The following is a 21,451-nucleotide window of genomic DNA, read 5'->3' as shown; positions in this document are numbered from 1 at the left end:
TCGGGGCTATCGAGCGTCGACGGACTGCCATGGAACACCGATAGAGCTGATAAATGCCACCGGCGGCGGCAAGCTTGATGCAATCGTTCGGCATTATCGAGAGAATTACTCCAAGGACGTTCAGGACGAGATGTCCTATTTCGGCGACACCGGCATGGATCTCCCCCGGCAGGCTGCATCCGCGCGAGGCGATAATCCCGGGCGGGGGGGGGGGAGGGCACAAATTGGCCGCCGGCAATAGGCGCACGATGCCGGCGGCCAATCTTCGCGGACCGCTCTCTACGCAACCTTCGCGTAATGCAGCAGGTCGACCATCCTGAAATCGTCGCCCGTCTTCGACGCATCGACGGTCGGCAGGAAGGGCTGCCATTCGGGATCCTGTGCCAGATAGGAGCCCTTGTCGCCGTGGAGCAGCCCGAGGAACACCTCGGTCACGATCCGCGCCCCGACCGGGCCGAGCCGCTCGCCATTCTCCACCGTCTGCGCCTCGCGGAGGATGTAGAACCAGAGCGGCGTGCGGTCGTCGAAGCCGTGAGGCTTGAGGTCGGCAAGGTCGCCCTTCGACAGCTCAGGCAGCTTCATCGCGCGGGCGACGCGCTGGCCCGAGGGGAGCGCGAAGGTCAGGTGACGCAGCAGGTTGCGCTGCGCGAGCGACGCCGGGTTGGTCTTGGGATCGGGGTTGGGCACCACCGAGCCCGGCAGGCGGAAGAGCGCGGTCGACAGCGTCGTGTCGATCTTCTTGTTCGGCTTCACATTGCCGTCGGCGAAGTCGAAGAAGGTCGGCCAGTCGACGAAACGCCGCGGCGCGCGGCAGCCGCCCGACAGGTCGTCGGGATCGTCGGGGTCCGACAGGGTGGGCTTGAAGATCATCGCGAAGAAGGGATTGCCGCCGTTGCCGGTGAAGTTCGCGCGGTAGGACGGGCGGATCTGGCTGTGCCCGAAACGATAGGCGGCGACCGAGAATTCGACCGGAATATAGGGCTCGTTGTGCCAGCTGTAATATTTGCGCCCGTTCTGCAGCACATCGTCGACCACCGCATCGCCGCAGGTCCGGCGCAGGAACTCATGGACTACGATCCATTGATAATGCCAGCGCACGATCCGCTGCGCCTCGGCGAAAATCTCGTCGGAGCCGGTCAGCTTGATCTTGGTCTTCACATAATCGACGACCTCGTTGTGGAATTTCAGGAACGCGACCTGGAGCTGGCTGATGATGAGATTTTCATCATCGCGCGGATCGCCGATCAACGCGACCTTCTGGCTGTTGCGCGGCAGGTCGAACTTGTTCGCGGTGCCCGTCGCTTCGAGCAGGAATTTGCCGCCCTTGCCGCCTCGCGTGTCGTAGAGATGCGGGCTGCCGCCCGGCCCGGCGCCGTAGACATTGTCGAGGCCGAGGCTCGGCGTGCGGAAATTGGCGATCTGTTCGGGATCGGCCTGCCGTTCGAGGCTGGAGGTCGGGTCGAACGTCATGTCATGGTCGAGGAACTGGCCGAGGAAGGTGAAGCCCGCGGTCAGGTTGGGGTTGTCGCTGTTCTTCGCCGACAGCGCCGGGTTGGTGATGAGCTCGGCGGGCGTCTTGGCCAGATTGTCCTTGGAATCCATGATCCCGCCAGGCTTGCCGATCTCCATCAGCGCGGCGCGGACATCGGGGGTATCGGCGGCGAAGGGGGGCAATTCGCCGAACATGCGGCCGAAGCGGCCAGCGTCGGAATATTTTGAGCGCGGCGGAACGATGTCGCGCGGATATACGCCGTGACGAGGCATGGCAGTCTCTCCTGCTATCTAGCTATGCTGTTGCGATTTTTGGGAGGGCTTCGCCGTCAAGGAGACGGCGCGCATCCGCTGTTCTGGCACGACACCAAGACGGGCAGGTTGCGCGCGCGACGGGCGCTTTCAAAGATAAAAGAGGCTTAATGCCGCGTTAGGCTGACAGGGAGGTGCTTTAACGCGACCAAGTGCGCGCGGTCTGTCTGACGGATTGGCCGGCGTTTCGATCGGGAAAAAGCGGGCTAGCCTTCCAACCGCGCAAGCGGTGTGGTTCCCGGTCCGTCGCGCCGCCGGGCCGGGCAGCGCGGGGGCCTCGGCTTACGGATGCGGATTATGCCGCTGGTTCAGCAACCTCGCTCAGTCCGCCGTCCGTTCGGCGATGCGCCGTAGCTCCGCCTCCGACACAATCGTCAGATGCTGATTCCGGCTGACCAGCAGCCGCCTTCGATCCCATTCGGCGAGCGTTCGGCTCGCGGTGTGGAGCGTGGTCCCCGCGATGTCGGCGATGTCCTTGCGCCGGAGCGGAAAGGCGATCCGCACGCCCTCGTCGTCACGGCAGCCGGCCTGTTCGAGCAGGCGCAGCAGCGTCCGCGCAATGCGGCGCTCGGCGCTCTGCGTCGCGAGCTCGCGCAATCGCTCCTGCGCTTCGCCGAGGCGCTTGCCGATGATGCCGGCCATGTTGATCGCGACCTGCGATTGCCGCCGCATCAGCGCGAGCAGATCGGCGGGATCCCAGCTGATCTCGACCGAGTCGACCATCGCGGTCGCATCGGCGGGATAGAGCCCGTCGGTGAGGAACGGGACGCAGCCGAAAATCTCGCCGGCCCCGATAAGACGCACGAGTATCTCTTCGCCGTCGCTCCCAACCTGCGAGATACGCACACAGCCTGCGAGCAGCGCGTGCGCGCGGCCGGCGCGCTCGCCCTGGCCGAAAATGCGGGTGTCATGCGGCAGTTCGCGCAACCGTCCCGATGCGATCACCTCTTCGCGCGTGGCCGACGGCAGTCCGGCCAGCAGCGCGAGAGTGCGGATCGTCCTGGGATCGACGGAGGTTCGGGCGGCCATGACTCGCTTCTAACGGCGCCGGAGCAAAAGTGGAGCTCTTTGCGCCAGCGCAAATCGGCGTGTCGCGCCTGTGCTAGAAGCGTCGCCATCGGGGATCGGAAGGACCCCGGCGAAAACAGGCGAAGGAGGATGGCATGGTCTGTCCCGAATGCGGAGAAGTGATCGGATCAGGACCGCTCGATCTGCGGCGCTCCGCGCCCTTACGACAGGATGGCGCTGTGTTGCTCCTGCGCCGGTCGATCGGTGAGACGCTCGCGCGTGCAAGGCGCCTCGCTCGCCGCTGGGTGCGCGCCTGACGATGGCACAGCCCCATTGCCGCTCGGGCGACATTGCCCGGCTCGGACCGGTTGGCGACGCCGCCACGCACAGCGTGGCGCTCGCGCGCACCGCGTCATTCGAGGCGATTCACCTCGTCGTTCGCGCCGGAAGCTCGATCGCCCCGCATCAGGTCACGGGATCGATGACGCTATACTGCATCGCGGGCCATGTGCGTTTCGAGGGCGGCTCGCCGTCCGAGCTTCGGGCGGGCGACTGGCTATTCCTCGAACCGGGAACCCCGCATGCGCTCGCAGCGGTCGCGGACACGTCGCTGCTGCTGACGATCCTGTTCGACGAACCCGGTGCCGAGGCCGCGGCGCCGGCGGGCTAATCGCATGTTCTGCAGATAATGGCTTAGAAACAGGGGGTTGCAATGGGCGAATATCGCAAGCTTTGGTGGACGTTGATCGCGGTGCTGACCGTGACCTTCGCCATATTGGGGGTGGCCGGCGCCGAAGTCTATCGCAAGGCGCCGCCGATCCCCGCGAAGGTCGTCAGCGCCTCGGGCGCGCTCCTGATGACCCACGACGATATCATGGCGGGGCAGGCGGCGTGGCAGAGCACCGGCGGGATGCAGCTCGGTTCGATCTGGGGCCACGGCGCCTACCAGGCGCCCGACTGGTCGGCCGACTGGCTGCACCGCGAACTCACCGCCTGGCTGAGCCTTGCGGCTGAGGACGGCTATGGCAAGCCGTTCGACGATCTTGCCGTCGAGCAGAAGGCGGCGCTGACCTATCAGCTCAAGCAGGAATATCGGCATAACGCCCTCGATCCGGCGACCGGCGTCGTCACCGTGTCGGACCGCCGCGCCCGCGCGCTTGCGATCGTCGCGGCGCATTATGACGCGCTCTACGGCACCGATCCGGCGCTGCGCGAAATGCGCGATAATTATGCGATGAAAGAGGATACGCTGCCGAGCGCGGAGAAGCGGCAGAAGCTGGCCGACTTCTTCTTCTGGACCGCGTGGGCGGCGTCGACCGAGCGGCCGGGGACGGTCGCGACCTACACCAACAACTGGCCGCCCGAGCCGTTGATCGGCAACCAGCCGACGCCGGAGAATATTCTCTGGTCGCTCGCCTGTGTCGTCATCCTGATCGCGGGCGTGGGCTCGCTGATCTGGGGCTGGGCGTTTCTGCGCCGCCACGAAGACACGCCGCTCGCCCCTGCCGACAAGGATCCGCTGACGCTCGCGGCGCTGACCCCGTCGCAGCGCGCGCTCGGCAAATATCTGTTCGTCGTCGCCGCGCTGTTCATCTTCCAGGTCTTCATCGGTGGCTTCACCGCGCATTACACGATCGAGGGACAGAGCTTCTACGGCATCGATGTCTCGCAGTGGTTCCCCTATGCACTGACCCGCACCTGGCATGTGCAGAGCGCGGTACTGTGGATAGCGACCGCTTTCCTCGCCGCCGGGCTGTTCCTCGCGCCGGTGGTCCACGGCGGCGATCCGAAGCATCAGAAGCTCGGCGTCGACCTGCTCTTCTGGGCGCTGATCCTCGTCGTCGCCGGCTCGTTCGCGGGCAATTATCTCGCCATCGCGCACGCGATGCCCGAGAGGCTGAGCTTCTGGCTCGGGCATCAGGGCTATGAATTTCTCGATCTCGGCCGCGTCTGGCAAATCGCGCTGTTCGCGGGGCTGCTCTTCTGGCTGGTGCTGATGCTGCGCGGCATGATGCCCGCGCTGCGGCGCGAAAAGGAAGGCGACCGGAGCCTGCTCCTGCTGCTCACCGTCTCGACGGTCGCGATCGGGCTCTTCTACGGCTCGGGTCTCTTCTATGGCGAGCGCACCCACATCACGATCATGGAATATTGGCGCTGGTGGGTCGTCCACCTGTGGGTCGAGGGCATCTTCGAGGTCTTCGCGACCGCCGCCATCGCCTTCATCTTCGCCTCGATGGGCCTCGTGTCGAAACGGATCGCGACCGCGGCCAGCCTCGCTTCGGCCTCGCTGTTCATGGTCGGCGGGGTGCCGGGCACCTTCCATCATCTCTATTTCTCGGGGACGACGACCCCGGTGATGGCGGTCGGCGCGGCGTTCAGCGCGCTCGAGGTCGTACCGCTGATCGTGCTCGGCTACGAGGCGTGGGAGCATTGGAGCCTGCGCGACCGCGCGCCGTGGATGCGCTCGCTGCGCTGGCCCTTGATATGCTTCGTCGCGGTCGCCTTCTGGAACATGCTTGGCGCCGGGGTCTTCGGCTTCATGATCAACACGCCGGTCGCGCTCTTTTACCTCCAGGGGCTCAACACCACCGCGGTTCACGCCCATGCGGCATTGTTCGGGGTCTACGGTTTTCTCGCGCTGGGCTTCACCCTGCTGGTGCTGCGCTACATCCGGCCTGAGATCGCGTTCAACGAGCGGCTGATGCGCACGGGCTTCTGGGGGCTCAACGCGGGGCTGGTGCTGATGATCTTCACCAGCCTGCTGCCGGTCGGCCTGTTCCAGTTCGAGGCGAGCGTGACCACCGGCATGTGGTATGCGCGCAGCGATACCTTCCTGCAGCAGGGCTTCCTCGAAACCTTGCGCTGGGTCCGCACCTTCGGCGACGTGGTGTTCATCGTCGGCGCGGTCGCGATCGCGTGGCAGGTCGTGATCCTCGGCCTGTGGCGGAAGGGCGCGCGGGCATGAATATGGCGATGATGGCCGCCGCGGCGCCCGATGCCGGAGCGCGGTCGCCGCTCTGGCTGCGCGGCGGCTATCGCCTGCTCTTCGGATGCGGCGCGCTGTGGGCGGTCGTCGTCGTGACGTTGTGGGTCGGCGCGCTTGGCGGGCGCTTGACGCTGCCGATCGCGATGGAGCCGCTCGCGTGGCACCAGCACGAGATGCTGTTCGGCTATCTCGGGGCGATCATCGGCGGCTTCGTCAGCGCCGCCATGCCCAACTGGACCGGGCGGCCGACGGTGACGGGCTGGCGGGTCGCGGCGGTCGGCGGCCTGTGGCTGGCGGCGCGGCTGGCGATCCTCTTTTCGGCGACGGTGCCGCCGCTCGTCGGCGCGGTGCTCGATGTCGTCTATCTGCTGATTCTGCTCGCCTATGCGGCGCGCGAGATTTTCGCCTCGGGCAACCGCAACAAGCCGATCCTGATCATCCTTTTCCTGTTCGCCGCCGCCTGCGCGCTCGATCATGCCGCGATGATGGGGGCGCTCGCCGACCCCGCGCTCGGCGTGCATCTGGGCTTTGCGCTGATCCTGCTGCTGATCTCGCTGATCGGCGGGCGCATCACCCCCGCCTTCACGCGCAACTGGCTGATGCGACGGGGGAGCAGCGAGGGCCTGCCGACCTTGCCGAACCGCTTCGACATGGCGGTGATCGGCGCCACCGCGCTCGCGCTCGCGGCGTGGGTCGCGGAGCCAGCCAGCGCCATCGCAGCCGGGTTGCTGATCGCGGCGGGCGTGCTCCAGTTCATTCGCCTCGCGCGCTGGGCGGGGATGAAGGCGCTCAGCGATCCGCTCGTTTTCGTCCTTCACATCTCCTACGCGTGGCTGCCGACGGGGCTGATCCTGCTCGGCTGCGCGACGCTGCATCCGGTGCTGCCGGTGTCGAGCGCGATTCATGCGCTCGGGGCGGGCGCGATGGGGGCGATGACGCTGGCGGTGATGACGCGCGCGACGCGCGGCCATACCGGTTGTCCGCTCGAGGCCGACCGTGCGACGGTCCTCATCTATATTCTCGTTCACGCAGGCGCGCTGCTGCGCGTGGTCGCGCCGCTGCTGCCCTTCGATTATCTGACGGTCATTGCGGCCGCGGGCGGGCTGTGGGCGGCGGCTTTCCTGCTGTTCCTGCTCGTCTATGTGCCAATGGCGGTGCGGCCGCGATAGAAGCCGGCTGCCGCCGCGATTGTCAGCACGCCGGGCCTAAAAGAAGGACCCCGCCAGCGAGGGCGGGGCCAAGGAGGGGAGGTTGCCATGCGGCAAGGGACTGTCCGTCGTCAGAACATTCGGCACAACTCGCGGCGTAGATTAGCGGAGTGCGGACCTCGTCAGGGGGTTGATGTTAGGCGGCGAACTTGCGGTGCTGCAAGCGCCGATGTTCGATGGTCTGTCGCTTGATCCTTTCGCGCAGTTTGATGATTGCCGGAGCCTGCCGAAGTAGGCGTCGGCAGGCGTCACGTTGGCCAGGCTCTCGTGGTATCGCTGGTGATTGTAGTGCTCGACGAAGGCCTCGATGTGGGCTTCGAGGTCGCCGGGCAGGAAGTAGTTTTCCAGCAAGATGCGGTTTTTCAGGGTCTGGTGCCAGCGCTCGATCTTGCCCTGGGTTTGGGGATGACACGGGGCGCCGCGGACATGGCTCATCTTCCGGGCCTCGATGTATTCCGCCAGCTCACCCGCGATGTAGCTGGGGCCATTATCGCTGAGTAGCCGGGGTTTGTGCAGCACCGTGGCGCTGTCGCAACCAGAAGCCGCCAGGGCGAGGTCCAGCGTGTCGGTGACGTCCTCGGCTCGCATGTTGGTGCACAGCTTCCAGGCGATGATGTAGCGCGAGAAGTCGTCGAGCACGGTCGACAGATACATCCAGCCCCACCCGATGATCTTGAAGTAGGTGAAGTCGGTCTGCCACATCTCGTTCGGCCGCGTGGTTTTCGTGTGGAACTGATCGGCAGCCTTGATCACGACATAGGCCGGGCTGGTGATCAGGTCGTGGGCCTTCAACAGGCGGTAAACCGTGGATTCCGACACGAAGTAGCGCTGCCCATCGGTGAAGCGCACGGCCAGTTCCCGGGGGCTCAGCTCAGACTGTTCCAGCGCCAGCTCGATGATCTGGTCGTGGATGCCCACCGGGATGCGGTTCCACACCCGGCTCGGCGCCGATGGCCGATCTTCCAACGCCTCCGGCCCGCCTTCGAGGTAGCGATCATACCAGCGGTAGAATGTCCGACGAGGGATGCCGAGTTGGTCCAGCGTGCGCTTGGCCGACAGGTGCGACTGCTCGACGGTTCTGATGATCTCGAGCTTCTCGGATGCGGGATATCTCATTCGTCGTTGCCCCCATCCGCGACCATGCTTTTTTTGAGCAGACGGTTTTCCAGTGTCAGATCGGCCACGCATTCCTTCAGGGCCCGGGCTTCGCGGCGCAGGTCCTGGACCTCTCCGGTGGTCGCGGCACGGGCGGTGTCGCCGGCCAGGCGGCGCTTGCCAGCTTCCATGAACTCCTTCGACCAGGTGTAATACAGGCTCTGGGCAATGCCTTCCTTGCGGCATAGCTCGGCGATGCTGTCTTCCCCGCGCAGGCCATCCAGCACGATGCGGATCTTGTCCTCGGCCGAAAAGTGGCGCCGGGTCTGTCGGCGGATGTCCTTCGCCCAGCTCGTGCTGAGCGACGTTCCCTACAACTTGAGCGGGAAGACCATCTCGGGCAGCGGCAAGATCAAACACGGCGACTTTATCCAAGGTGCCGGCGAGATGTCGCGAGCCGAGTTCACGCGCTTCTTGACCAGCGCGATGCGCTGCATGCGCGGTGCGAGTATCGATGGATCGATCCATATGATCTTCATGTCGTGGCACTATCTCCTGGAGATGCTGCGGGCCGGGGCAATCGTGTATGACGAGCTCAAGGCCATCTGCACCTGGATCAAGCAGCAAGGGGGACAGGGAGCCTTTTACCGTTCGCAAACGGAGTTCATCGCCGTCTTCAAGAACGGCGATGAAAAGCACATTAATAACATAATGATGGGTCGTTTTGGGCGTAATCGCACGAATGCCTGGAATTATGCAGGCATGCGCAACGCGACTACGACAACGATCTACTTTACAAGGCCATCAATCATCGGGATCGGTTTCTGGCTAAGTTCTTACAGGCCGAAAGGCGCGGAGATCCCTTGCCGTGGGTGTTCCCGCACCCACGTGACGTCGTGATCCATCACGATGGATCGGTCACGATCGAGGGCCCGGCAACTGCTTCGCAGCACTTGGAGATGCTCGAGGTCTTGAAGCTCCGCGACAAGGCCATCAGCATATTCGACGAGTTTATGGCAATACCGCGCGTGAGTGGCGGTGCCCGCAAGCGCCACCAAGCGGACCTGTCGGCGAAGATTGATCTTCTGAACTCACTCTTGCCGCCTCGCTTGCGCAAGGGACCACGCTAGGAGAGCCATGCGTGATGGGGGGGCGTCTGGCCACCGATACCGGAGCGGTTCAGTTCCGGTTGAGGCCGAACTCGCGAGTATGGAGTCGCTGTTTCCAACTGGATTCTAGGGCTATGACCTCTTCGGCAACCAGGTCTGGCGAAGTTCGCTGCAGAATGCTGAACCGCAAGTTCCCTAGCTCGCTGTCCTTTAGCCCCTTGTTGCCGGCGTGCCCCGTGCGTGAATATTCCTGCCATCGCCCGAGAATGTTTTCGGCCCCATAAGCTGATCCGACGTATCCCGCGCGGCGGCCAGTGTCGTAGACGAAGTAAATTCCCCTCCATTGCGATAGGGCAGCCTTCCACGGCGCGGGCAAGCTACGGATTTCTGCCTGGGTAAGCACGATGTCCTGCCATCCCGGCATGCCACGAACGAAGCGGCTCTCGCGTTCAATCGCCAAGACGGGGAAGCGCCCGCTAGAACCCCAGCGCCACCACTTTTGATAAGGCTTGGGCCACTGGATAGAGAGCCGGCCGACCCAGTCGTCAAAATGTGGAAGTGGGCGGAGATCGAACGCCAGGCAGTCAGGCGCATCGGCCGCCCTGCCTCCCATGCCGAGCGCCATGAGTTCGCTGTTGCCAAGGAAATCATTGTAACCGGCTATGTCGAGAGCAGTAGAAGCGCCTATCTCGTAGAGCCCGGCAAAGGTCGCTGTCCCGGCCTCCTGGCCTATGAACGACGCTACATAGCGCCCGCGGATCATCGCTTTTTCTAGGCTCTCCCACTGGATTTGCTGATATGCGCGCCACAAGGCTGGTCGCTCTACGACTAGCCACGGAAGAACGCGTTTCAGGGACTTTTCTACCGGGACGTGGCGAACGACGAGTGTTCTTGCGGGGTCGATGTCGATTGACGGCAGAAGTGATACGAAATCTAACACGGCGATCACCAGCTTAAGGCGTGACGAGACAGTCGTGCTCGAAGAGCTCCGCCCAGTCCAGTGAAATGAGACTTATAAGTCGTGGGCTAATTGGTCTCACGGCCTGATTTACTGGTTGATGGACGTCCCACAGCGCATTGGATGGAATCTCAGGCGACTGCGCAAGGAGCGCGCGATAAGCCAAGAGAATTTTGCCACCGATAGCGGGTTCGATCGTGGCTATATCAGCGGCGTGGAGCGAGGCGTGCGTAACCCGTCCGTCCTCGTTCTAGTGCGAATCGCTAACGCCCTCGGAGTAGATGTCGCAGAGCTTTTCGATGTTCGCGCGGCCGCTGAGTGTGCACGGCAGGCAGGAAAACCAGTCGAGCTTTGATTGGCATGGCTAGTTTTAAGGCAATGTGGGAGCTCGTTCCGTCAATGCGTGACAGGCAGACCAAGCATGGCCCTAAGCGCTTGTTCGCCGAGTTGATCAACCGCTACACCTAGCGTCGCGGCGCGCTCTATCAACGACGTCAGGTAGGCATGCCCAATTGCCATGGCGCTCGGGGCCTCGCTTTCGTTCAGCGGCGCCCCGCCGATTTGCGCGCCGCGCGCTACCTGCGCGATTGAAGCGCGCGCGATCTTTATTCCCTTCTCCGCAAGTCGGTCGCGCGTCCAGTGCGTGGCTTCCGAGAAACGGAATTCGTGCTGTTCGGAATAGGCATGCAACGCGGCGAATAGCGCCTGCCAACTGTGAGAATCCAGCGAAGGAAGGTCGAGTTGCCTACTCATCTCGGCGAGCGTGTCCGGAATAAGAGTGGCTGCCGTGGGTGCGGAGGAGGGCGGCTGGTGCCTCTCGTCATCCCAAATATGGTGCTGCGACGTGACGACATTGGGCAGGCGAAGATCCGCGATCGCGCCTTTGAAACCCTTGCCAAGCCAACCTGATTGCTTGGCTGCGGGGCAGGCGCGCGCGGCCTCGAACGCCAGTGCTGCCAAGCTCAATGGACCAGTGGCTTGCTCGTATCGCTCCCGGATAAATGACGAGAAATCTCTCTCTTCGCTGGAAACCAGCTGTTCGGTGTCAACTCCGGCGGTCGCCGTGGCATTCTGCGGCAAGCTGGCGTCGCCTTCGATGTCAGCGTTTAGGATACTCTCCAGCGCTTCGAAGCCTATAATCCGAGTGGCGACAGCGGCATAGGCCGCGGCAAGATATCCCGGCGACAGTACCGCGACGTGGCGATCCTCCGCGCGTAGCCGGTGCAACAGCGGAGTGAAGTCCGAGTCTCCGGACGCGATCACGAACTCGTCAAATCGGGTCCGGTGGCACAGCAGGTCCAGCGCGTCGATCACGATGCGGATATCGGCAGCGTTTTTCCCGCCGCGAGACACGGCGGGGCAATCGACCACCTCGAAGCCAGCCCTGACAAAGCCCGGTCGAAACTTCGAAAAATATAAACGCTCGGCCCCGCCACCCAGATTGCTGACAAAGCCCGCCGGGTTCAGGTAGCAGCGAGCGAATAGCCATCGGCGAGTACCCTCGGTTAGGTTGCTATTCGCAAGGATTTGAAGCCAGTCTGCCGGTTCAGAGGCAAATTTTATCGCGATGCGGTGATCAAGCGACCAAAGCGCGCTGAATATATTGTCGAAATCGACCAGAAGGGCGCTTTTTGTCAAATAATCCTCCGCGCGCGGCAAAGCTTGAGACCGTCTCAGTCGGCAGGGGGTACTATATGGGACCGATTAAATATTCACTGCCGACGGTGCCCGCTAAGGATTTCGTGTGTGGCTAAACCCTGAATGCCAGGCGGGTTGCCCGCGGCGCCGGGCTGTTCCGGAGATGGATTTGGGCCTGGTAGCTATCCTTTTCAGTCATCGTGAATGGCGAGCTCGGCCTGTCGAGATCAGCGCTTCCAGTTCGCCCTTTCTCGGCCTTGCACTTCGCCCGATGCATTTCCCATTTCCGGGGGGAAGAGCTTGTCAAGAAACCCCATCGTTTCGGTAAGCTTCGTTCGAAGCACAGACACCTCCAGCGCGATTAATGCCTCTCGGCGGCCGGACGCGATTAGCAATCTCCTCAGGACCTCGTCGGAGTTTCGCATGAGCCCTAGGAGGTGCATGCCGCGCGGCGCATGGGTACCGGCAAGCCAGTGCTTGACGCTCCGTTCGCTGGCCCCGGTCCAGCGCATGGCGATCTTGACCGCTTGATGGGTGGGACCAAGGGCCTCGATGAGGGCTTCCGACATCATGGCTGCAAAAGCTAGCTCGTCTCCATCGCCATGTAACTTCCTGCCCGTTTTCGGAAACATGTTGCAGCTCCTCCTTGCCTATAATCGGGCGAAGCTCGTGCACCCGACTCGGACGAGAAACGCCCACGGGGCGCCTAAGTTTGTGGGCTCTTTGGCGCGCGGGCGGGAGATCGCGGAAATGCCAAGCGGGCGTGATCGTCTTGACCCAGAACGGCGCAAAGCTGCCCCAGTTCGCGCGGCGGAATACGTGCGGATGTCAACGGACCACCAAAAATACTCGACTGAGAACCAGGCCGACGCCATCCGTCGTTATGCCGCCGCGCGAGATATCGAAATCGTCCGGACATATGCGGATGCCGGCAAAAGCGGCCTCAAGATCGAGGGGCGCGACGCGCTCAAGCAGTTGATCGACGACGTGCAAGCGGGAGTCGTCGATTTCAACATGGTCCTCGTTTACGACGTGAGCCGTTGGGGACGTTTCCAAGACGCCGACGAGAGCGCCTATTACGAGTATATCTGTCGCCGTGCGGGGATAATCGTTGAATATTGCGCCGAGCAATTTGACAATGACGGGAGCCCGGTCGCGACGATCGTCAAGGGCGTCAAGCGTGCGATGGCCGGAGAATATAGTCGCGAGCTGTCTGCCAAGGTCTTCGCAGGGCAAGGGAGGCTAATCGAGAAGGGCTATCGTCAAGGCGGTCCCGCGGGCTTCGGGCTCCGGCGTACCCTCATCGACGAGCTCGGCGCTGAAAAAGGGGTGCTAAGGCGAGGCGAGCACAAGAGCATACAGACCGACCGGGTTATCCTTACGCCGGGACCGGACGAAGAGGTCGCGATCGTGCGCGAGATCTACCGGTCGTTCGTACATGAAGGACAGTGCGAGCAGGCAATTGCCGACGATCTAAATACGCGCGGCGTCATGACCGACCTTGGTCGTCCCTGGACCCGGGGAACTGTTCACCAGTTGCTGATCAACGAGAAATATGCCGGCGATAACGTCTGGAACCGCCGTTCCTTCAAGCTCAAGCAAAAGCGCGTTCGCAACGACCCCGATCATTGGATCCGGGCGAAGGGGGCGTTCGAGGCAGTCGTCGAGAGGGACCTATTTGACGCGGCGCACGCGATCATCGGGGCACGCTCGTTTCGATTATCCGACGCCGAGATGCTAGGGGCACTGCGTGGCCTGTACGAGCAGCGCGGGCTTCTTTCTGGTCTCATCATCGATGAATGCGAAAACCTGCCATCGAGCAGCGCCTACAGTGGTAGGTTCGGAAGCTTATTGCGGGCATATAGCTTGGTAGGATTCCGGCCTGATCGCGATTATCGCTACATAGAGATCAACCGGGCGCTTCGGCGGTTGCATGCCGATGTTATCTTGGAGGTTCTCGGTGGGCTCTCGGCCTTGGGAAGTACCGCTAGCAAAGCAGGTGTCGATGCAAGGTTCCGAATAAACGACGAGTTTTTCCTGTCGGTCGTGATCGCCCGGTGCCAGTCAACGCCTACCGGGCTGCTCCGCTGGAAGTTGCGCTTTGATACGTCGCTAAACCCCGACATCACGGTGGTCGTCCGGATGGACCAATGCAACCGCGTGCCTCTCGACTACTACTTGTTTCCACGCCTTGACCTGGCAGCTGAGCGCATCAAGCTGGCAGAAGACAACGACCTCGGGCTGGATGCGTATCGCTTCGAGGACCTCGCCTATTTCTATGAGATCGCGGCACCTGTTCGGATCGCGGAGGCGGCATGACCGACGCGATCCGCCCAGCCGTAATCGAAATGGTGCCCATCTCGCTGATCACCGTTCTCAATCCGAGGGCGCGAAACAAGCGGCAGCACCGCGAAATCGCGAACAATATCGAGGCCGTTGGCCTTAAGCGCCCGATCACCGTTAGTCGCCGTAACGGTGCGAGCGGCACGCGCTATGACCTCGTATGTGGCGAAGGCCGGCTCGAGGCGTTTCAAATGCTCGGGCAAACCGAGATACCCGCGGTGGTGATCGAGGCGTCGGAGAGCGAGTGCCTCGTGATGAGCTTGGTCGAGAATATTGCTCGACGCATTCATCGCCCTATCGATATCATGAGGGAGATTGGCGCGCTTCGCGATAGAGGCCACGGAGAAGCCGAAATCGCCGGTAGGATCGGCGTTAGCACCTCGTGGGTTAGCCTGGTCCTGACCTTGCTCGATCGCGGCGAAGAACGGTTGCTGGCGGCCGTCGAGACGGGGCTTTTGCCCATCACGCTCGCTGTCGAGATATCGCGAGCAGAAACTGCCGAGGCCCAGAACCTCCTGCTAGATGCTTACGAGAGCGGGAAGCTGCGCGGCAAGAAGCTGGTCGCGGTGCGCCGTCTCCTCGAGTTGCGAATGCGTCGAGGCCAGAAAGGCCTGCACCCCGGTCGTCTCGGCCGAAAGTGTACGAACCGAAAGCTCTCTGCGGCCGATCTCATGGAGATTTATCAACGTGAAGCCGAGAAGCAGCGGCTGTTGGTGAAGAAATCGGACTTCACGCAGACGCGCCTGCTGTTCGTCGTCGAAGCCATGAAGGACCTCGTCGCGGACGAGGGCTTCACCACCCTGTTACGAGCCGAGGGCCTAGAACACATTCCGAGAGCACTCCAGCTAAGGATGAACGGCGATGTCGACGATTGATTGGTCGGTGGAGGACGTTCCCCCGGAGACGGAAGTGCGTGCGGCTTTCGAGGGCGCTTACGTGACCGTGGAGATACAGAAAATCATACCGCTCAAGGTGCTGCGAGACGGTCTCCACGAGAGCAAGAAATACGCACAGGTCGTGAGCTCCATTCGCGCGATCGGCCTGGTGGAAGCGCCGGTCGTTATCCCAGGGCCGGGAGGTGACGGGCGATATTTCCTACTTGATGGCCACCTGCGCCTCGAGGTTCTCAAGCAACTAGGTGCCTCGACCGTCGAATGTCTCGTGGCCACCGAAGAAGACACCTATACATACAACAAGCGGCTCAACAGGCTGCCCCCTGTCCAGGAACACAGGATGATCGTGCGCGCGATCGAGAGGGGCGTATCGCGTTTCCAGATAGCGGAGGCGCTGGGCCTTGACGAGCAGACGATAAAGAAGCGGTCACGGCTGCTCGAAGGCATTGGCGCGGACGCCGCCGAGTTGCTCAAGAAGACAAATTGCCCGATCACCGTGTTCGACGTTCTTCGGCGGATGTCGCCTTTGCGCCAAGTCGAATGCGCCGAGCTCATGATCGGCCAAAACAACTTCACGTCGATCTTTGCCAAGGCGCTGTTGGCCGCGACGGCCGACGACCAGCTGGCAAAACCGAGGAAGGAGAAAAAGGGTGCTGATGCGCCCAATAGCCAGCAGCTCGCCCGAATGGAACGAGAACTCGCCGTTCTCCAGACCCGCATCAAGTCGGTCGAGGAGAATTACGGCATCGACAACCTGCACCTGACGTTGGCACGGGGCTATATCGCGAAGCTCCTTGGAAACGCCGGGGTTGTGCGTTGGCTCTCGAACAACCGGCAAGAATACTTGGCGGAATTTCAGCGCATCGCGGAGATAGATACGCTCGCGAGCGTCCTTGAACCCGCCGAGTGAGGGCATGACGGGGACCCGGACCCGATAAGCGCGGGGACCGCGGGAGACGCCGCACCGTGGGGCGGATCAAGCGCGGAGGTGGGAAGGGCGGCGAACCCGCAAGAAGCCCACTAGGCCGGAACGCATATTTCGGCCGCGCGGCACGACGTGCCTGGTCGGCACGTCGTGCCGTTGCCGCTGGAGATGGATTGTGAGCGATGGCCTCGCTTACAGGCCGCTTTGGTGAGGTAGATAGCGCGGGAGAGAAGGGCAAATTAAGATGGCTTGGTCAAAGTTTCTGGCAGCGGCCCGGGTCATTTCGTAGGTACCATTCATGGCAACCATCGGCACGAGAATCGAAGAGACGGGAACCTTGCTCCGAGACGCGGGTGGTTTTTCGCTGCGTCGAGACCTGGGTGGCCGTTGGAAGCTCGATCTCTATCGCGTTCCTGTCGATCATGTTGAAAAGCGCGTTCGGATAACCGGCATCGTTGTCGGCGAAGGTCTCGTTGACGTCGAAGTCGTGGCCCCCGAGGGAACGCTAGCCAGGGATCTCATGGCGGTGTGCGAAACGGGCGTTTCCAGCGACGCTAAAGCCAATACTTGAGTGCTCGCCAAGCGCCGACCAAGAAGGATCCGCCGACGACTGCGGTAGCGATCCAGAATTCGATGGCGAGCGCTCGATCGCGCCGATTGGGTTCGCGGTTATCCATTTACGCGTCATGGCATCGAGCTTAAATGTAGGAAAGCGCCTCGTGCGGCTTCATAAAGGCCCGTAATTGGCCTAATGTCCAGCCCGTGACGCCTGTGCAACATATTTGGGCTTGCGCGCTTGCGGTGGAAAGACAGTACGGCCCCCGAGCGGCCATCTTTGTTGCCGAGCGGATCGGTGCGCTCGCGCTCCGTGGAGACACCGCGGGCGTCGAGACATGGAAAGCAATAGCGGCGAGACTTGCTAATCTTTCTCCACCGGGCCGCGGAGAGCCTGACTGAGTAGCTTAACCTCATGCCGCCGCGGAGTTGCTTCCAATTTGGATATAATATTCTTTTCCCCTCGCGAGGCTTCAGGTGCTTTAAGCGGTTCTTGATCCATTTTTTCTATAGGCTCGCCGCATGCGATTGATTGCTACCCTTTCGTGGACTTGGATCCTCGGCCTTTCCACTGCGATGGCGCATCCCGGTGGGCTCGCGGCCGACGGATGTCACAACGATCGGAAAAACGGCGGCCGGCATTGCCACCGTCCGCCCGGGCGCAGCGCGCCGTCGGCTGACCGGCCGCAACGGGCGGCGGGCGGTACTGTCTACTATCCCAATTGTGCTGCAGCCAGGTCGGCGGGGGCGGCGCCCGTGCGGCGTGGCGATCCGGGCTATGCTCGCCATCTCGACCGCGACGGTGACGGGATCGGCTGCGAATAGGAGGACCCAAATGCTAACCATGCTTCTTGCACTTGCCGCGGTATACGAAGGACGCCTCGACCTCGTTTGTCTTGGGCAGGGCTCTGCCAACAAGCAAACGAGCAGCAGCGCCTACGCATATGATTCAAATGGCAACTCGGCGTGGGGAAACGTGATCGGCAACCGAAGCGAGCCGTTTGCGGACCAAGTGAATCTTTGGATCGAAGGCGACGAGGGGCGTTTGCGAATGCCCCGCGTGATGTTGCCGCTTGTCCGCGGAGGTGAGGACGGCTGGTTCAAGATAAAGGACCTGAAGGTGACCGATGACGAGATCACTGGTTCCGTTGCCGTCAATTTTATCAACAACCCCAAGATGATCATCGATCGCCGAACTGGTTTAATCCGCCTTTCTGGTAAGGCAGGCAACTACGTGGGCGAATGTGACCGTTACGTCCCCAGCGCGATGCCACGGCGATTCTGATCTTATCTAGCGGGTAACCGGGGAGCGTCCGCTGGCCCGGTAGAAGGCGCAGCGCCTTTTCACCGGGCAAGCGGAGCAAAGCGGGGTTCGCGCCTTGCATGTCGTTGCAGCGAAATCGAGCACGGCCCATGACCGGCCCCCACCGAGTGGTCCGCTGGGATTGTTAGTGCATTGACGCGTCCATCGCCAGTGTTGGCCGCAGGTGGAGCGAAGCGGAACCGGCGGGCGACACTGGCGATGGAACGGCCTCCGGCGCCGGTGGTCGATTTCCCAGCGAGCTGTGCGGCCGGACGGTGTTGTAATGCCGCCGCCAAGCCTCGATCAGGATCCGGGCCTCCGCGAGCGAGTAGAAGATCTCGCCGTTGAGCAGCTCATCGCGCAGGGATCCGTTGAAGCTTTCACAATAGCCATTCTCCCATGGCGATCCGGGCGTGATATACAGCGTCTTCACGCCGATCTGGGCGAGCCATTGCTGCACCGCCGTCGCGATAAACTCCGGGCCGTTGTCCGACCGGATATGCGCCGGCGGCCCACGCGTGACGAACAGCTCGGCCAGTGCCGCGAGCACGTCGTCGCTCTTGAGCTTACGCGCCACCGGCAACGCCAGGCACTCCCGGCTCGCCTCGTCGATGATCGACAGGATCCGGTATTTGCGACCATCGTGCGTCCGGCCCTCGACGAAGTCGTAGGACCAGACATGGCCGGGATATTCTGGCCGCAGCCGGATGCACGATCGGTCGTTCAGCCACAGACGCCCGCGCTTCGGCTGCCTTTGTGGCACCTTCAGCCCTTCGCGGCGCCAGATACGCTCAACCCGCTTGCGGTTCACATGCCACCCCGCATCGCGTAGCAACGCCGTCACCCGGCGATAGCCATAACGTCCATATTGCCGGGCCAGTGCGATGATATCCTCAGTGAGGGCCGCTTCGTCATCCGCCCCGCGTGGCGCCTTGCGCTGCGTCGATCGGTGCTGCCCGAGCACGCGGCACAGCCGCCGCTCGGACACCGGCATCATCATTCTGATGTGGTCGATACAGCGCCTGCGGCGTGCGGGGCTCAGAAGTTTCCCCGGGCAGCCTCCTGCAGGATCAGCTTGTCCAGCGTCAGGTCCGAGATCGCACGACGAAGCCGCGCATTCTCCTTCTCCAGATCCTTCATCCGACGCGCCTGATCGGTCTTCAGGCCGCCATATTCCTTGCGCCACCGATAATAGGTCTGCTCGCTGATCGCGATCCGACGACACGCCTCGGCGGTCGTAGCGCCCTGCGCAAGCACAACCTCCGCCTCACGTAGCTTGCCGATAATCTCTTCCGGGCGATGCTTCTTGCTCGGCATTCTATATCTCCTTCGTCGTCCAAAATATCATCAATTTTGGACCACTCAGAAGGGGGCAGATCAATTCTCGATCGGATCGGCGTGGACCAAGGTGTTTACCCACATTAGGCCGTCACGCGTCCCCATCTCCTTCTTCCAGAGCGAGATGCAGATGCCATCTTCCTTTTCGGCGCTCCAATCCTGGCGTGGAGCTTCAACATTGTATACCAGATGCTCGAACGCCTCGACAAATTGCATTTCTGATCTCCTATGCCGATTTCTTCTTCGCTTCTGATCCCATGATGGTTGATTGCCCGGTTTTCAGCCAACTGGCCAACTCGTCTGCCATATTCTCGACCGAGCTCTTGATGTCGCATTCCCAGATGATCGCAACACGCCAATTTGCGGCTAGTAGAGCAGCTTCGTGCTTTCTGTCGCGCGCGACGTTTGCCTGAAATTTGTCGGCCCAGAAATCAGGCCTCGTCGCGGGAGTGGTCGCAAACCGACAACCTTCGTGGCGATGCCAGAAGCACCCGTGCACGAAAACGACTGCCCTGTATCGGGGAAGGACGAGGTCGGGGCTGCCGGGGAGGCACTTGTCATGCAGCCGGAAGCGGAAGCCTTGTGCATGCATGGCCTTTCGTAGAAGGAGTTCGGGCTTCGTATCCTTGCCGCGGATACTGGCCATCATCCTTGATCTGGTGGCAGAGTCGACAATATCGACCAATCCGCATTCTCCCTGGCGTGTTCGGTAAGTCCTGGTATGAGGACGTCGTGAAGGGAAATTTCGTCACGATGAGCCGTATCTTCAAGACCGTGGATCTGTTTGCCGGGCCAGGGGGCCTTGCGGAAGGCTTTTCGTCGATCAGAAGGGAAGGGCGACCCATTTTCGACATCGCCCTGTCGGTCGAAAAGGAGCCCTCGGCATTTCGGACCTTGAGGCTTCGGGCTTTCACGCGTCAGTTTCGCGAAATCCCCGATGCCTATTATCGCTACATTGCCGGCGAGATTTCGCGCGATGAACTGATCCAGGCGCATCCGGCCGAATGGAAGGCCGCAGAAGAGGAAACGGCGCTCCTCGAACTCGGCAGCGATGATGCAAAGGCCGTTATCGACCAGCGACTGGATGCCATCCGTGGAGATGGCAACGACGACACGGTATTGATCGGGGGCCCTCCATGCCAAGCCTACTCGCTCGTTGGTCGAGCAAGAAACCGTGGGAACAGTTCATACGATCCTGCCGCCGATCATCGGCACTTCCTGTACCGCGAATATATCCGGATTCTCGATCGCCTTCGCCCGGCTGCCTTCATCATGGAAAACGTCAAGGGCATCCTGTCATCGAAGGTGGAGGGTGAGAGCATCTTCGAGCGAGTGCTCGCCGATCTTCGCAACGCGGGAGGTGCGCCCGACGGATATACGCTTCTGCCGCTGGTCAACGAAGGGAAGGGGAGGCACGGGGAGCACATCATCCGCAGCGAGCTCTACGGTATCCCGCAGCGCCGACACCGCGTCATCCTCGTCGGCATTCGCTCGGACAGACTGGCCGTTCCGTCCATCCTCACGAACCATTGGCTTTCGGCTGACGCGACCACGCGCAGTGTCGCGGATGTGCTTGGTGACATGCCGAAGCTGCGCAGCGGGCTCAGCCGACAGGCCGATTCCGAAGTCGCCTGGCGTGCTGCTGCGGTCGATGCCTTCGAGGCGGCCGCTCGCGCATGCAGAGCGGATCGTGCGGGGGAACTGGGCGACATCGCGCCGGTGCTGGACGCTCACCGTGCCACGATAGACGCCGCCAAGGAGAAATTGCCCCGCAGCGATCGCCGTGTCACCGCAGTTCGTGACAACTGGCTGAGCGACTGGCTGATCGACGACCGTCTCCGGGCGCTGCCCAATCACGAGACGCGGGGGCACATGGTCACCGACCTGTCGCGATATGCCTTCGCCGCCACCTTCGCCGAGCGTCGCGGTCGCTCGCCCAAAGCAAGCGAATATCCCAGCGCGCTAGCGCCTGATCACAAGAATTGGGAAAGCGGGAAGTTCGCGGACAGGTTCCGGGTACAGACTTGGAACGAGCCGTCGACCACGATTACCAGCCATATCTCGAAGGACGGGCACTATTTCATCCATCCAGACCCGCTGCAGTGCCGGAGCCTGACCGTCAGGGAAGCGGCTCGCCTTCAGACATTCCCTGACAACTACTTCTTCGAGGGTAACCGAACAGAACAATATGTTCAGGTCGGCAACGCCGTACCGCCGCTGCTGGCAAGGCAGATCGCGGAGGTCGTTCTTGGTCTGCTGGAACCAGACACCGACGATTGAGCGGTCAGA

21 protein-coding genes and 1 pseudogene are annotated in these 21,451 nt (G+C 62.1%); 13 read left to right on the top strand and 9 right to left on the bottom strand.

Annotation, left to right across the window (positions count from 1 at the left end):
* Positions 1-279: 279 nt before the first annotated feature.
* Together EBMC1_RS01255 and EBMC1_RS01250 are read right to left on the bottom strand one after the other, a co-directional pair.
* Positions 280-1,764 carry a peroxidase family protein gene (locus EBMC1_RS01255; protein ID WP_003039382.1) on the bottom strand — a complete coding sequence of 495 codons (1,485 nt, stop codon included), beginning with the start codon at positions 1,762-1,764 and terminating at the stop codon, positions 280-282.
* Positions 1,765-2,124: 360 nt separating this feature from the next.
* Positions 2,125-2,832 (bottom strand): Crp/Fnr family transcriptional regulator, encoded by a 708-nt coding sequence (locus tag EBMC1_RS01250; RefSeq protein ID WP_003039380.1) that lies wholly within the window; start codon positions 2,830-2,832, stop codon positions 2,125-2,127.
* Between the two features lie 298 nt (positions 2,833-3,130).
* Here EBMC1_RS01250 and EBMC1_RS01245 point away from each other — a divergent pair, with 298 nt between their 5' ends.
* The 3 genes from EBMC1_RS01245 to EBMC1_RS01235 are packed head-to-tail and all read left to right on the top strand — an operon-like array spanning position 3,131 to position 6,966.
* Positions 3,131-3,481 carry a cupin domain-containing protein gene (locus EBMC1_RS01245; protein WP_003039377.1) on the top strand — a complete coding sequence of 117 codons (351 nt, stop codon included), beginning with the start codon at positions 3,131-3,133 and terminating at the stop codon, positions 3,479-3,481.
* A 42-nt stretch (positions 3,482-3,523) separates the two neighbouring features.
* Positions 3,524-5,776, top strand: a complete 2,253-nt coding sequence (locus EBMC1_RS01240) for a nitric-oxide reductase large subunit (protein WP_003039373.1) — start codon at positions 3,524-3,526, stop codon at positions 5,774-5,776.
* Positions 5,773-6,966 carry an NnrS family protein gene (locus tag EBMC1_RS01235; protein WP_003039370.1) on the top strand — a complete coding sequence of 398 codons (1,194 nt, stop codon included), beginning with the start codon at positions 5,773-5,775 and terminating at the stop codon, positions 6,964-6,966. Before EBMC1_RS01240 ends, EBMC1_RS01235 begins: the two co-directional genes overlap by 4 nt.
* Positions 6,967-7,141: 175 nt before the next feature.
* Here the strand turns inward: EBMC1_RS01235 and EBMC1_RS01230 are convergent.
* Positions 7,142-8,438 (bottom strand): annotated as a pseudogene (locus EBMC1_RS01230) (IS3 family transposase).
* On the opposite strand from EBMC1_RS01230, the gene EBMC1_RS01220 reads away from it, so the two are divergent.
* Positions 8,437-9,000, top strand: a complete 564-nt coding sequence (locus EBMC1_RS01220) for a hypothetical protein (RefSeq protein ID WP_003039360.1) — start codon at positions 8,437-8,439, stop codon at positions 8,998-9,000. The pseudogene EBMC1_RS01230 and the gene EBMC1_RS01220 sit on opposite strands and share 2 nt — an antisense overlap.
* A gap of 279 nt (positions 9,001-9,279) precedes the next feature.
* Here the strand turns inward: EBMC1_RS01220 and EBMC1_RS01210 are convergent, their stop codons facing one another.
* Positions 9,280-10,158, bottom strand: coding sequence for a GIY-YIG nuclease family protein (locus tag EBMC1_RS01210; RefSeq protein WP_156000860.1), 879 nt, complete (start codon positions 10,156-10,158; stop codon positions 9,280-9,282).
* Positions 10,159-10,267: 109 nt separating this feature from the next.
* Between EBMC1_RS01210 and EBMC1_RS18005 the strand changes: the two genes are divergently transcribed.
* Positions 10,268-10,522: a helix-turn-helix domain-containing protein gene (locus tag EBMC1_RS18005; protein ID WP_003039352.1), complete on the top strand. Its 255-nt coding sequence runs from the start codon at positions 10,268-10,270 to the stop codon at positions 10,520-10,522.
* A 41-nt stretch (positions 10,523-10,563) separates the two neighbouring features.
* Here EBMC1_RS18005 and EBMC1_RS17680 read toward each other — a convergent pair whose 3' ends face one another.
* Together EBMC1_RS17680 and EBMC1_RS01200 are read right to left on the bottom strand one after the other, a co-directional pair.
* On the bottom strand, positions 10,564-11,805 hold the full coding sequence (locus tag EBMC1_RS17680) for an NYN domain-containing protein (protein WP_196795380.1): 1,242 nt from the start codon (positions 11,803-11,805) through the stop codon (positions 10,564-10,566).
* A 227-nt stretch (positions 11,806-12,032) separates the two neighbouring features.
* Entirely contained in the window at positions 12,033-12,437 is a 405-nt protein-coding gene (locus tag EBMC1_RS01200) for a hypothetical protein (RefSeq protein ID WP_003039348.1), read from the bottom strand.
* Between EBMC1_RS01200 and EBMC1_RS01195 the strand changes: the two genes are divergently transcribed.
* The 7 genes from EBMC1_RS01195 (at position 12,436) to EBMC1_RS01180 (ending at position 17,806) form a co-directional block, all read left to right on the top strand.
* Entirely contained in the window at positions 12,436-14,124 is a 1,689-nt protein-coding gene (locus EBMC1_RS01195) for a recombinase family protein (protein ID WP_003039346.1), read from the top strand. The two genes, EBMC1_RS01200 and EBMC1_RS01195, sit on opposite strands and share 2 nt — an antisense overlap.
* Positions 14,121-15,023 carry a plasmid partitioning protein RepB C-terminal domain-containing protein gene (locus EBMC1_RS01190; protein WP_003039345.1) on the top strand — a complete coding sequence of 301 codons (903 nt, stop codon included), beginning with the start codon at positions 14,121-14,123 and terminating at the stop codon, positions 15,021-15,023. The genes EBMC1_RS01195 and EBMC1_RS01190 overlap by 4 nt, the downstream gene beginning before the upstream one ends.
* Positions 15,010-15,951 carry a plasmid partitioning protein RepB C-terminal domain-containing protein gene (locus tag EBMC1_RS01185; protein ID WP_003039343.1) on the top strand — a complete coding sequence of 314 codons (942 nt, stop codon included), beginning with the start codon at positions 15,010-15,012 and terminating at the stop codon, positions 15,949-15,951. The genes EBMC1_RS01190 and EBMC1_RS01185 overlap by 14 nt, the downstream gene beginning before the upstream one ends.
* Positions 15,952-16,264: 313 nt before the next feature.
* Positions 16,265-16,537 (top strand): DUF5818 domain-containing protein, encoded by a 273-nt coding sequence (locus EBMC1_RS18000; RefSeq protein ID WP_231292846.1) that lies wholly within the window; start codon positions 16,265-16,267, stop codon positions 16,535-16,537.
* Positions 16,538-16,728: 191 nt separating this feature from the next.
* Complete coding sequence (locus EBMC1_RS18955; protein ID WP_081611113.1) at positions 16,729-16,923, top strand: DUF6961 family protein; 195 nt, start codon at positions 16,729-16,731, stop codon at positions 16,921-16,923.
* 120 nt (positions 16,924-17,043) lie between these two features.
* Positions 17,044-17,346, top strand: coding sequence for an excalibur calcium-binding domain-containing protein (locus EBMC1_RS17990; protein ID WP_156000857.1), 303 nt, complete (start codon positions 17,044-17,046; stop codon positions 17,344-17,346).
* A gap of 10 nt (positions 17,347-17,356) precedes the next feature.
* On the top strand, positions 17,357-17,806 hold the full coding sequence (locus tag EBMC1_RS01180) for a hypothetical protein (protein ID WP_081611112.1): 450 nt from the start codon (positions 17,357-17,359) through the stop codon (positions 17,804-17,806).
* Between the two features lie 163 nt (positions 17,807-17,969).
* Here the strand turns inward: EBMC1_RS01180 and EBMC1_RS01175 are convergent.
* The 3 genes from EBMC1_RS01175 to EBMC1_RS01165 form a co-directional block, all read right to left on the bottom strand.
* A protein-coding gene (locus EBMC1_RS01175; protein WP_156000854.1) for an IS3 family transposase occupies positions 17,970-19,141 on the bottom strand; the annotation gives its coding sequence in 2 pieces (ribosomal slippage) (positions 17,970-18,877 and positions 18,877-19,141; 1,173 coding nt in all).
* 60 nt (positions 19,142-19,201) lie between these two features.
* Complete coding sequence (locus EBMC1_RS18260; RefSeq protein WP_156000851.1) at positions 19,202-19,378, bottom strand: hypothetical protein; 177 nt, start codon at positions 19,376-19,378, stop codon at positions 19,202-19,204.
* Between the two features lie 10 nt (positions 19,379-19,388).
* Positions 19,389-19,847: a very short patch repair endonuclease gene (locus EBMC1_RS01165; RefSeq protein ID WP_003039334.1), complete on the bottom strand. Its 459-nt coding sequence runs from the start codon at positions 19,845-19,847 to the stop codon at positions 19,389-19,391.
* Between the two features lie 17 nt (positions 19,848-19,864).
* On the opposite strand from EBMC1_RS01165, the gene EBMC1_RS01160 reads away from it, so the two are divergent.
* Positions 19,865-21,442 carry a DNA cytosine methyltransferase gene (locus EBMC1_RS01160; RefSeq protein WP_231292845.1) on the top strand — a complete coding sequence of 526 codons (1,578 nt, stop codon included), beginning with the start codon at positions 19,865-19,867 and terminating at the stop codon, positions 21,440-21,442.
* Positions 21,443-21,451: the final 9 nt, after the last annotated feature.

Source organism: Sphingopyxis sp. MC1, from assembly GCF_000371385.1.
In the GTDB taxonomy this organism is placed as follows: domain Bacteria; phylum Pseudomonadota; class Alphaproteobacteria; order Sphingomonadales; family Sphingomonadaceae; genus Sphingopyxis; species Sphingopyxis terrae.
This window is presented reverse-complemented; position numbering and strand designations above follow the sequence as displayed.